Source organism: Psychrobacter proteolyticus (genome assembly GCF_038155145.1).
In the GTDB taxonomy this organism is placed as follows: domain Bacteria; phylum Pseudomonadota; class Gammaproteobacteria; order Pseudomonadales; family Moraxellaceae; genus Psychrobacter; species Psychrobacter proteolyticus_B.
Map to the genome: position 1 here is coordinate 1 of NZ_JBAKAY010000009.1, position 12,215 is coordinate 12,215.

A 12,215-nucleotide genomic window follows, 5' to 3' on the forward strand; every position below is an offset into this window, starting at 1 on the left:
AACCGTCAACACCGTTTTGACCCGCTGGTCCTTGTTCACCCTGAGGACCTTGCGCACCATCTTGACCATTGATGCCGTCAGATCCTGTATCGCCTTTAGGTCCAGGTGTTAGCTCGATCGTATTTATCTGTGTTTGCAAATCTGTCAACTTGCCATCAACTGCAGCAAATGCAGCACCCACGTTATTGTAGTTCGCATTGCTTATTTTATATGTAGGTGCTTGGAACACACTTGTATTACTGAACTGTGCACCCCCACCTAAAGCGGTTGCTACATTACTGAAATAAGAAATACCTGTTGTTTCTAACTTTTTTAACTGAGCAATATTCACTGCATCAGTATCAGATGTGCCTGCTGCTACACCCGTAATTTGGCGGGTTTTCCAATTATTTGAGTCAACACTAGACGTATCGCCAACACTAAGTGCTGCCAAAGTAGATTGCCACGTTGAACTAGTATTACCGTCAGCTGAATAACCTGCTACACTTGCATCTACAGTAGTGACGCTTCGCTCTCCTAGAGCAATGCTGTTATCAATATTAGCGGTCGCGTTTGACCCTACGGACAAGCTATTGGCGCCTGATGCCCTACTAAAACTACCTATCGCTGAACTAGAAACACCTGATGCAATATTGTAGTTCCCCAATGCTGAACTTCTCTCTGCTAACGCTTGATTACTAAAACCCAATGAAGAGCTATCGTTAGCTGAGGCTGTATTATTGTAGCCTACTGCTGAACCACCTAAACCAGATGCTATATTGTTGTAGCCTACTGCTGAACTATTGTTACCTGATGCAGCATTATTGAAGCCTATTGCTGAACTGTTGTTGCTCAAAGCCTGATTATTGCGACCTAACGCTGAGCTACCCTCCCCAGAGGCATTATTACTAGAGCCTACTGCTGAACTATCATTACTTGATGCAGTATTACCATACCCCACTGCTGAGCTACGTTCTCCCGAAGCAGTATTATTAGAACCTAGCGCTGAACTACGCAACTTAGAAGCTACGTTTAGACTACCAACTGCAGTACTACGCTCCTCAGCGGTTGAGTTGTCGCTACCTATTGCTAAGCTATAATCCCCTGCAGAGGTATTGACGAAACCTACTGCCGAACTGAATCGGCCAGAAGCTACGTTCTTATGCCCTGCCCCTAAAGCCATTTGCCCGTTTACTGTATTACTAGAACCTACTGCCGTACTATAAGTATTGTTCACATGGTTTAGTATGCCTAATGCTGAACTTCCTAGGCCATCAACATTGTTTTGCGAACCTATGGCTGAGGTGACATTACCTTTAGCGATGTTATAAGAACCTATCGCTGAACTACCTTCACCAGAAGAGATATTTATAGTACCGACAGCTGAGCTATAAATATTTGAAGCTGTGTTGTCATAGCCTATTGCAGTGCTACGAGTGCCTAATGCCTCGTTTAAAAACCCACAGGCTATAGATTCAGATGATGCAACACTGTTACTTGGCATGAAATTTTCTGTCAAACACACTTCTGCCTGACTACTCATCGCCGTCAATCCTAGCACGCCAGCAATAGCAACCCCTATAGCACTCCGGCGTAGTGAGTTGCCTAGTTTCGCAGCTGGCACTGTGCCCACTTGACCTGATCTATTATTAGACTTTCCACCCGACTTGCTGATTTCACTAACGGCGGTATAGCAACCCGTAGAACGATTAAAAACAACGCGGTAAACATGGTTTAACATGAGAGTATCCTGTATATATAAAGTCGCTATTAGGGCAACTATATGATGGCTATATAAATAGACTGATAGTTAAGCTATCGCTATTAGACATAGACGTTAGTGTTGATAAATAGTTAAACAAGGAAGCTATTAGTTAAGTGTTTCTATGAACGGCCTATCCACTAGAAAATTGAAATATTATTCTTAAAGTTTTGAGAGCTAAAACTCTCATCTCTAGAAATATTTCTGTGTAATTTTTGATATAAAAGGAAACATTACAAATACATAATGAAATATTATATGTTAATTGTAAAGTTCTTGTTTTGAATTTGTAACTTATAAATATATTCTTTAAAGAATATATTATGAGGTTGGAACAGAAAATACTGGCTAATATATATGTTTGACGAGTATTGGTTTGATGGAGTTATCTATTACATGTAAATGAGATTACTCATTAACCTACGTATGACAGTATGCAAGTCATCAAGAGAATAATAATTTTTCATAAGACACAAAAAAGCCGCTTATCAATAGATAAGCGACTCTTGTAAGATATATTTAGGGTTGTTTTAGTATTAACTAACTTAAATGGTTAAAATTTGAAAATAACTCATAGCAATCTAAAATAGCATATGGAAGACATTAAATTTAGTGTTTAAAATTTGCTTTAATCGTAGTCACGATACCTGATAACGCATAAATAATACCGATCGCTAAGATACCAACAGGAATATCATAGAGCACGATGCTCATGACTAGCACCCCAATGATAAGCACTACAAAAGGCACTTTCTTTTTATCGAACTCTTTAAAGCTATAGTATTTGACATTGCTGACCATCAGTAGACCGCAAGTCACGACCCAAGCTGCAAACAGTAGCATGATAGCTGTATCGTATTGACCAATCCACTCATTATGATCGACTGCGACCATCACAGCGGACGTCACCAGTATAGCAGCCAGTGGACTTGCTAAGCCAACAAAGTACTTTTTATCGACAATGCCAACCTGAACATTAAAGCGTGCAAGGCGAAAAGCAGCACAAGCAGTAAAAACAAACGCACAGCCAATGCCGATACGACCCAATGGCTCTAAAGCAAAGCTATAAATCAAAATAGCAGGGGCAACACCAAACGCTAGCATGTCTGCTAAAGAGTCGTATTGCTCACCAAATGGACTTTGCGCATTGAGCATACGTGCGACACGTCCATCTGCGCCATCAAGAATAGCGGATAAAAAGATAGCCAAAGCCGCTTTATAGAACTCGCCTTGGGTACTCGCCAAAATCGAGTAAAAGCCTGACAGTAGCGACAAGGTAGTGATCAGATTGGGTGCCAAATAGACGCCGCGACTGACCACTCGCTTACCTTCAGCTACTTCAGCTTCAATCACCTCAAATGTCAAACCATCATAGCTGTCGTTATCCGCTAAGCGGATATTAAATTCGTGCTCATCAATAAACGGTGGCTGAGTCGCTGCATTATCTTGCAACGAGCCGTCATTTAAGGACGAATTATTCAAAGGTGCATTATTCGGCTGGCCGATAGGTGGCTGAGTCGTCATCTTAATATCCTTATTGGCCGTTATTGCTATTCGCCGACGAGCCAGCGCACATTGGTCGCACTATCAGGCGTCAAGTTTGGCGCGTCTTCTACTTTTAGTACTGGCTGTAAGAAACGTAATATCTCACGTGCATGGTTATCAAACTGCCATGGCGGATTGATAACCAGTAGACCTGTACCGTTCAGACCAACTGCCACATCATTAGGATAAATGTTTAGCTCACAAACCAGCTGACGTCTCATTTCAGTACGTTTGAGCTTTTTATAGAAGAGCTCTACAGCTTCGATGTTTTTGATTGGGAACCAAAGCGCGTAAGTTCCTTGTGGCCACTTGTTATAAGCCGCGACTAATAAGTCGATCAGGCGCGTAAAATCTTTGTGTTCTTGCTCATAAGGAGGATCAAGGAAAATCAAACCGCGCTTTTCTTTTGGTGGAATAACAGCGGTAATACCTTCAAAAGCATCACGATGCTGGATACCAATTGGCAACTTATGTAGCTGATAGTTCAACGCATCGTATTCAGTCGCTTTGGCTTCAAAAGCCTCAGCACGCACGCCAGCATCAGGCTTTTTAGCGGCGGTTTTTTCGACGTGATGGGCCACCCACCATGGCGAACCAGGATAGACTTTATTGTCGTAAGTGAATTTGGCTTGCTTAATGCCTTCCATATAATCTTTGACAGCAGCTGGTGCCTTTTCGGTATCTGCTTTTAGAAAAGCTTGAATACCGCCTTTGGCCTCACCTGTTTTGCGCGCTTCTTCACTGCTTAGTGAATACAGTCCACGACCGCCATAAGCGTCAAGCACATAAAACGGTTTGTTTTTCTGCCCCAGTTGATTAAGCAGTTGTACCAATAAAATGTGTTTAACCACATCAGCAAAGTTACCAGCGTGGTAGGCGTGTTTATAGTTCATAATCTCAAAAGTTTAAATAAGAAAAATTGCATCTATGGTAGCATAGGCAGAGTAAAAGATAATGTGGTTTTAGTAAGTGCTTTCAATAAAAACGTATTGAATGACGGTATATTGACAGCTGATTGATAATAATGAGATGAAATGACGCAGATTATTAGCAACCTTAACAAGACAGCGTTGGTCGTTGATCATCCGATAGGTCAGGATAATCCACCATTACTGCTGCCAGATACTCATAATGAAAGCCAAGAAATTCCTACTCAGCACGTATTGCAAATGTCTGACTTTGCGGTTAACTGGGAAGATAAGCTGACGGATAAACAGCTCGATATCTTTGTCACTGATGGCTGGCTCATCATTGATGATGTATTCAATAGTACTGCCTTATTAGCACTACAAGCAGAAAGCGGTTTTATTGACTATCGTGATGCAGAGCTGACCGCTGGTGTTCGCATCAGTGATATTCGCGGTGATAGAATACGCTGGATCACTGAAGACTTTTTTGCAGGCTATTACTATCTACAACGCATCAATGCTTTGGCCTCGCTACTCAATCGTAGCTTATTTGCTGGTATTCGCCATAGTGAAGCACATTATGCGTGCTATCCGACTGGCTTTGGCTATCAATGGCATAGTGACAACCCTGCTGGACGTGATGAACGTGTTATCTCGGCAGTGTTTTATCTCAATGATGATTGGGGAACAACTGATGGCGGTGCGCTAGAAATCGTTGATAAGCATGGTGTCAATCATGAAGTGATGCCAGTTGCCAATAGACTAATCATTTTTGATAGCGATTTACGTCATCAAGTACAAACTGCGCATCGCCAACGCTACTCTATCGCTACTTGGATGCGCCGTGATGGTCTTGTACCCTTTGTCGAAGTAGCCGTTTAGCATTTATCCTCTACTCTTTATTTATATTTACCATTTCAATTTATTATACAAAAGGCTTATCCATGTCTGACTCTCATAACCAATCAAGCGCATCTCAACACACGACTCATCAGCAAGAAACCTTAGATTTAAGTATTGCATTGTTAGAGCGCCCTTCAGTGACGCCCGATGACGATGGTTGCCAAGATATGTTGTCAGCACGGTTAGAACAAGCAGGTTTTGATTGCGAGTTTATGTATTTTGGTGATAGAAAACAAAGCGGTGAACATGCCGAAGTCAAAAACTTATGGGCACGTCGCGGTACTACCGATCCAGTGATTTGCTTTGCTGGTCATACTGACGTCGTGCCAACAGGTGACGAAAAAAACTGGACCTACCTTCCGTTTACCCCAACTATCGCTGATGGTTATCTATGGGCACGCGGTGCCGCCGATATGAAAACAGGTATTGCAGCTTTTACTGTTGCAGCCGAACGTTTCGTCGCCAATCATCCTGAGCACAATGGCTCGATTGCTTTTTTAATCACCTCGGACGAAGAAGGGCCGTCAATTAATGGTACGGTCAAAGTGATCGAGACTCTAGAAGCACGTCAAGAAAAGATCACTTACTGTCTCGTTGGTGAGCCATCAAGTACTGATACATTAGGCGATATCATCAAAAATGGCCGTCGTGGCTCACTAGGTGCAGAGCTTACCGTTACAGGTAAACAAGGCCATGTCGCCTATCCACATCTAGCATCTAATCCAATTCATGCGGCGATGTCTGCCCTTGCTGAACTGACGTCTACCGCATGGGACAACGGCAATGACTACTTCCCAGCCACGTCATTGCAAATATCGAATATCAACGGTGGCACTGGCGCAACCAATGTCATTCCTGAAACGCTAAACGTTGTCTTTAACTTCCGTTTCTCAACTGAGACTACTGAAGATGAACTAAAGGCAAAAACGCATGCTATCTTTGATAAGCACTTTGCCAACAGTAAAGCGAGCTACGATATTCATTGGAAACTATCTGGTCAGCCGTTTTTAACCCCAGAAGGAAAACTGGTCTCGGCATGTCAGAACGCGATCAAAAAAGTGACCGATGTTGATACGACATTATCAACTTCTGGTGGTACGTCTGATGGACGTTTCATCGCGCCAACAGGTGCCCAAGTGGTCGAACTGGGTGTGCGTAATGCAACGATTCATCAAGTAGATGAAAAAGTGGAAGTCGATGATCTAGGAAAGCTTGCTCAAATTTATGAAAGCATTTTGGAAAACTTACTACTGAAATAAGCTCAATCTCTACACATTAAAAAAGCGCCACTCTATATGAATGGCGCTTTTTTATTATTAATAAATATAATAAAAGATAGCTCTAACCTTTGATATACTCTACAACCATTTTACCTAGAGTTGTCATATGAGTAGTGCGTTTGCTAGCTTCAACTAGTCCAAAGCGTAACAATGTCTCTTTATAACTATCTTGTAAAGCAGCTTTTTCTAGTTGCTCATTCTCTAACTCTTCGTTCAATCCAGTAATAGTTTTAGATATTGGCTTCAGAACATCTGGATGCTTTTCAACCCAATCAGAGTGTGGACCTTTACCCAATCTTGGTTCAAGAGAGTAATATATCAACCATATTATTTCAGGATCAGTTAGCTCTCTAAAAATATTAAGTATTTTTCTTGATTCTTCGTACTTTAGATTTTCTCTACTTAAAGATTTTTCAAGTATAGACGCAAGTCTTTCTTTACGTTCACGACTTATTGAACGAGATGCTTGTAGCATGCCTTCTTCTAGTAAGTCTACCCCTTCTTCACTAGCTAAGTTTACTTTAAAACACTCAAGCTTTTCATCAACTTGAGATACTTTAGAGTCAAGTTCTTGAAGAAACACTACTATACGTTCAAACCTCAGGTTTGGCACGACGTTATCAAGAATTTCTGAAATTAGAGTTCCTACATACGGAATTGTACCTGCTACTGCTTTAGCAACACTAACTAATCTATCCTTAGAGTTTAGATCTAATTGACTCATTATTACTCCAAATTAATAGCTAAGATTTAATATTACTAAGGTTTCAATGTTTCACTGGTATAAAAATTCTACTCAATCCCAATATAGACATCAACTTGACCGTACTCTAAATTGCCACCGATATAATGCTCAAAGTCTACATTAAAAGTACGGGTATGCTCGCAATCGGGCGCATTAAAATACTCCCAAGCACTTTCCCATGCATTCATCACAGTGTTAGGCATATAACCTTCTTCAGAAAATACCAAGTACTTTCCTGCAGGAATATCAACCGTCACTACATTACTAGCATTGGCCACACTGTCGCTTTCTGATTGTGCATCTTGCTCGCTGGCTACTTTCCAACTGGCCACAACGTCAAACGCCCCTGCCAGATCATCGCTTTCGTAATTGTGATAGACACCATAAATGTCTTCACCTTCAGGAAGTTCACCCGCGTGATTTTGATAAAATTTCTGCCATAATCTACCAAGTTTGGCAGTGTCATGGCTTATCTCAGCGTTATTAGTGGTACGAACGCTGATACCGCGACAAGCTATCGCTTCTGGTAGCTCTTTAATTTGTGAGGTCATGATGCGGCCTTTGTTATCTGTTTATTTAGTTTTCTGTTTATGGCAATGCTGGCAGATCGAATCGATTAATCTGCTTCATCAATCCAGTTCATTTGAATGGCTTCTAAGATGCCTTCATTTGATTTTTGTGGATCATCATCAAAGCCTTCAAGCTCAGTTACCCAGCGATGCAAATCAGTAAAGCGAATATACTGTGGATCTGTTTCTGGGAATTTTTCATAAAGCTCAATCGCGATATCTAAGCTGTCTGTCCATTTTAATTTTTGTGGTGTCATAGCGGTACCTTATTTTTAGTCGTTTTGAGAAACATCATTTTAAAAACGATGCTATCGTCCTAATACTGATGATTTGATGGGCTCTATCCTACCAAAATTCAGCAAATGATTATAGCCAAGTTATTTTACGATGTTGTTTTTCAATACTGGGTTTCAATACTGTTTTGCGATGTGGCTTAGGCTGACTTAGTCGATTTTACCGCGACTTGATGCTCATTCCATGTGTTAATAGTATCCGTCAAATGCTCGCCCATCATATCTAATACTTCTGGTGTGCGCATACCTTTACTATCTGTAAAAACAAACTTGGTCATACCAACACCCATCAGCTGATTTTTAACAAAGAACCGATGCTCAAAATATACGTATTTATGATCCCATCCTGCGACTGCACTGCTAAGCGTCATTTTATCCAAAAATTTAATTTGCTTAAGGTAAATCATCTCTTGCATGGCAATCACCCAATTCAGTGACTTAATACCTTTTTCGTGACAGCACGCCTTTACCCAGCGCGTTACGTTGAGCTCAATAAATGATAAATAACGATAATTGGGTAAATGATCGCGAAACCCCATATCATGTGGCAAAATTCGATAATGGCGGACGGTCGGTGCAGTCAATGTTTCTAGACTGATAGTCTCACTCGTCGATTGATGCTTGAGCTGTTGTTTAAGTAAGCTAACCATAATAAAAAAACGCAGTAACATGTTCATAAATCTTTCTCTTATTTCATCGTATTTATAGTTGGTGATTGTCTATCGTTGAAGCTGTTCAAATTGGCTAAAAGGTTAATCAGGCGCATACCGTATAGTGAGTACATAAAGCACAGTTAATATTGTGATCATTAAAAACTGACCGTAACTGGAAATCATCTCAGTCTATAGTCGGCTCATAAATGCCGCCCACTTTAACGCAAAAAAAGCCACCTCAGTGACTTTCTTTATCTAAAAACTTATCTGTAAATAATCATGGTTAAAAACATAGCTTAGAGATTAATGACCGCCGCCATTGATAGTACGTACCATCTCTTCTACCATTTTCTTGGCATCACCAAAGATCATCATCGTTTTGTCCATGTAGAACAAGCTGTTATCCAGACCTGCATAACCGGTACTCATTGAACGCTTGATAACCATAACCGTCTGGGCTTTGCTAACTTCTAGAATCGGCATACCGAAGATTGGCGAAGTAGGATCATCTTTCGCAGATGGGTTCACAACGTCGTTTGCACCGATAACCAAGACCACATCTGTACTCGCAAAGTCTGAGTTAATCTCGTCCATTTCTAAAATATCATCATAAGGGACATCAGCTTCAGCCAATAGTACGTTCATATGACCTGGCATACGACCCGCAACTGGGTGGATAGCAAAGCGAACGTTAACACCTTCTTCTTTTAACAACTCATATAGCTCTTTTACTGCATTCTGTGCGCGGCCCTGTGCCATACCATAACCTGGTACAATGACCACGCTACTAGCATTAGACATGAGAAATCCTGCGTCTTCTGCTGAGCCTGCTTTATAGTTCTTCGGTGCACCATCATCGCCGCCTGCTGCCACAGCTGATGTACCCATCCCACCAAACAAGACATTAAGTAGTGAGCGGTTCATAGCTTTACACATGATGTAAGACAAAATCGCACCTGATGAACCGACCAGAGAACCTGCGATAATCAGCATCGAGTTGCCAAGGGTGAAACCAATACCTGCTGCTGCCCAACCTGAGAATGAGTTCAGTAGTGATACAACCACTGGCATATCACCGCCGCCAATTGGGGCAATCCACATCCAACCAAAGATAACGGCAATCACTGCCATCGCATAAAATGCGGGTAATGAATCAGTGACGAAATAGACGCCACCGAACCCAATCATCGCAATGAACAGTAGCGCTTGGACCGGTTTTACCCAGCCGCCAACCAATGTTTTCGCCCAGCTTTTCGCGGCCAATTTACCAAAGGCAAAGACTGAAGCTGAGAACGTAATTGCACCAATGAAGCAACCGATAAATAGCTCGATGCGAGCAACGGCACCATGCTGCTGTTCAGTGTGTAATACCGTCGCAAGTGCAATCGCAACCGCTGCTAAACCGACGAATGAATGCATCAAAGCAACCGTTTCTGGCATTTGCGTCATCGCGACTGTTTTCGCTTTCCACATACCAACGAGGGCACCCAACACCATCGCACCGATAATCAACCAAAGCACAGGGCCTTCTGCTAAAAAGAAGGTTGTTACGACGGCAATCGCCATCGCTGCCATACCAAAACGGTTACCACGAATCGCGGTCTTTGGGCTAGACAAGCCACGTAACGTTAAAACAAAGAGGATAGCGCCGACTAGATAGAACCAATCTGCATTTGCTGCAATCATTGCTGAAAAGTCGTTCATGCGTCACCTCCAACATCAGTGGTTGCGACTGGTGCTTTTTTCACTTTCGGTTTGAACATCGCAAGCATACGCTCGGTCACGGCAAAGCCACCAAAGATATTGATGCTGGCTAAAAATACCGCAAAGGCACCAAGCAAACTGGTCGGTGTAAACATTGAACCATCAATCGTGACGGTTTGTAGCATCGCACCCACGATGACGATACTTGATAAAGCGTTGGTTACTGCCATCAATGGCGTATGTAATGCAGGGGTAACGCCCCAAACCACGTAGTATCCGACAAAGATAGCGAGCACAAATACAGTGAAAATCGCTACAAATGGTGTGCTACTCATGGCCGCACCGGCTGGCGCTGCAGCTAAAATAGTGGCAATCATCTAATCCTCCTAAAAATTTATTCATTACTGGCAAATGTGTAGTGACAAAATATGTGGTAATAGACTATTCAAACTAGCGTTTGGCCAGTCGTACCTGACTGTCATGTGTCACTGCCAGTGCGCCCTGAATCTCGTCTTCCATGTCTAAGTTAAGTGCCAAGCTAGCCGATGCGTCATCGCCAGCAGGTGCAATCAATGTCGTAATAAAGTTAACAAGGTTATTGGCATACAAATCTGAAGACTGTGCGGCTAGCTGTGAAGGGATATTGGCGGCACCAACGATACGTACGCCGTTGTCTGTGGTGATGGTTTCGTTAGACACGCTGCCTTCGACGTTACCACCGGTACCAGCAGCCATATCGATCAGTACAGAACCTGCCTTCATTTTGGCAAGCGTTGCGCCATGTACCAGACGCGGTGCGTTGCGACCAGGAATCTGCGCCGTAGTAATAACGATGTCAGCGTTGCTGAGCGCTTTATCTACGACAGCCGCTTGATCTTTGACATATTGCTCTGATGGCGTCCATGCATAACCACCGGTAGACTTAGCTGTTTCAGCCTCTTCCGCACTCATCGGCACATCAAGCCATTTACCACCGAGTGATTCCACTTGCTCACGAGCCGTCGGACGTAGGTCACTGGCTTCTACCACTGCACCCAAACGCTTTGCTGTCGCAATCGCTTGTAGACCTGCAACACCAACACCTAGGATAACGACTTTGGCTGGCTTAACAGTACCGGCTGAGGTCATAAACATCGGGAAAGGACGTGAATATTCATTGGCCGCGAGCAATACGGCTTTATAACCAGCAAGGTTGGCTTGTGATGACAATACATCCATATTTTGTGCGCGTGACAGGGTGCGAGGCAATAACTCCATCGCAAAGACTGTCGCGCCTTTGGCCGCATAAGTATCAAGCTGAGTGTTGCGATACGGGTCGAGCATGCCAATGACGATCTGACCAGACGATAAGCTTTCAGTGGCTTCCGCTGGTAGGTCATTGACGGTGGTAATAATCTTAGACTGGGTAATCACCTCGGTGCGACTACTGGCAATGTCGGCGCCCGCAGCCTGATACAACTCATCAGCATAGTATGCTGCTTGGCCTGCACCTGACTGAATGACGACTTCAAACCCAAGTTTACGCAATTTTTTGACTGCGTCTGGGGTTATGGCTACACGGCTCTCGCTCGTGATATCTGCACTGATTACACCGATTTTCATACCGTCTCCTTACTTACGTCCAATGACTATATTTACGTCTCACGACTACCTTTAATACCCTCAACGCACATCTAAAAAGCACAGGGGACAAAACCCATTGATCATGATTAATCCATTACAGCGACCAAAGGTTATCAATTTAATAAATGATAGCTACTTTACCATCATGCCTTTTTATTATAGAGATATCGTTCGTCAAGTTTCATTGTCTAATGATGACCCACAAGTAAAATAAAAATTTAGGTATTTACACCATTGGCATACTTTTTGTT

General features: G+C 42.7%; 12 protein-coding genes. 2 read left to right on the forward strand and 10 right to left on the reverse strand.

Going from position 1 to position 12,215, the window contains the following annotated elements; translation table 11 throughout:
* From V6252_RS11265 to V6252_RS11275, 3 genes are all read right to left on the reverse strand, one after another.
* On the reverse strand, positions 1-1,720 hold a 1,720-nt coding region (locus V6252_RS11265), incomplete at its 3' end, for an ESPR-type extended signal peptide-containing protein (protein WP_341610514.1).
* Between the two features lie 630 nt (positions 1,721-2,350).
* Entirely contained in the window at positions 2,351-3,265 is a 915-nt protein-coding gene (gene pssA / locus V6252_RS11270) for a CDP-diacylglycerol--serine O-phosphatidyltransferase (protein ID WP_341610515.1), read from the reverse strand.
* A gap of 26 nt (positions 3,266-3,291) precedes the next feature.
* On the reverse strand, positions 3,292-4,179 hold the full coding sequence (locus tag V6252_RS11275) for a 23S rRNA (adenine(2030)-N(6))-methyltransferase RlmJ (protein ID WP_057758888.1): 888 nt from the start codon (positions 4,177-4,179) through the stop codon (positions 3,292-3,294).
* Between the two features lie 141 nt (positions 4,180-4,320).
* On the opposite strand from V6252_RS11275, the gene V6252_RS11280 reads away from it, so the two are divergent.
* Positions 4,321-5,076 carry a 2OG-Fe(II) oxygenase gene (locus V6252_RS11280; RefSeq protein ID WP_341610516.1) on the forward strand — a complete coding sequence of 252 codons (756 nt, stop codon included), beginning with the start codon at positions 4,321-4,323 and terminating at the stop codon, positions 5,074-5,076.
* 62 nt (positions 5,077-5,138) lie between these two features.
* Positions 5,139-6,356 carry a succinyl-diaminopimelate desuccinylase gene (dapE, locus tag V6252_RS11285; RefSeq protein WP_341610517.1) on the forward strand — a complete coding sequence of 406 codons (1,218 nt, stop codon included), beginning with the start codon at positions 5,139-5,141 and terminating at the stop codon, positions 6,354-6,356.
* Between the two features lie 82 nt (positions 6,357-6,438).
* Here dapE and V6252_RS11290 read toward each other — a convergent pair whose 3' ends face one another.
* The 7 genes from V6252_RS11290 to V6252_RS11320 form a co-directional block, all read right to left on the reverse strand.
* Positions 6,439-7,101, reverse strand: a complete 663-nt coding sequence (locus V6252_RS11290; protein WP_341610518.1) for a hypothetical protein — start codon at positions 7,099-7,101, stop codon at positions 6,439-6,441.
* A gap of 68 nt (positions 7,102-7,169) precedes the next feature.
* Positions 7,170-7,673 carry a GyrI-like domain-containing protein gene (locus V6252_RS11295; protein WP_191114814.1) on the reverse strand — a complete coding sequence of 168 codons (504 nt, stop codon included), beginning with the start codon at positions 7,671-7,673 and terminating at the stop codon, positions 7,170-7,172.
* A 65-nt stretch (positions 7,674-7,738) separates the two neighbouring features.
* On the reverse strand, positions 7,739-7,948 hold the full coding sequence (iscX, locus tag V6252_RS11300; protein WP_021812734.1) for a Fe-S cluster assembly protein IscX: 210 nt from the start codon (positions 7,946-7,948) through the stop codon (positions 7,739-7,741).
* Between the two features lie 176 nt (positions 7,949-8,124).
* Positions 8,125-8,661, reverse strand: a complete 537-nt coding sequence (locus V6252_RS11305; protein ID WP_341610519.1) for an acyl-CoA thioesterase — start codon at positions 8,659-8,661, stop codon at positions 8,125-8,127.
* 279 nt (positions 8,662-8,940) lie between these two features.
* Positions 8,941-10,341, reverse strand: a complete 1,401-nt coding sequence (locus V6252_RS11310; RefSeq protein ID WP_101204835.1) for an NAD(P)(+) transhydrogenase (Re/Si-specific) subunit beta — start codon at positions 10,339-10,341, stop codon at positions 8,941-8,943.
* Entirely contained in the window at positions 10,338-10,676 is a 339-nt protein-coding gene (locus V6252_RS11315; protein ID WP_298810598.1) for a proton-translocating transhydrogenase family protein, read from the reverse strand. The genes V6252_RS11310 and V6252_RS11315 overlap by 4 nt, the downstream gene beginning before the upstream one ends.
* A gap of 115 nt (positions 10,677-10,791) precedes the next feature.
* Entirely contained in the window at positions 10,792-11,943 is a 1,152-nt protein-coding gene (locus tag V6252_RS11320; RefSeq protein ID WP_341610520.1) for a Re/Si-specific NAD(P)(+) transhydrogenase subunit alpha, read from the reverse strand.
* Positions 11,944-12,215: the final 272 nt, after the last annotated feature.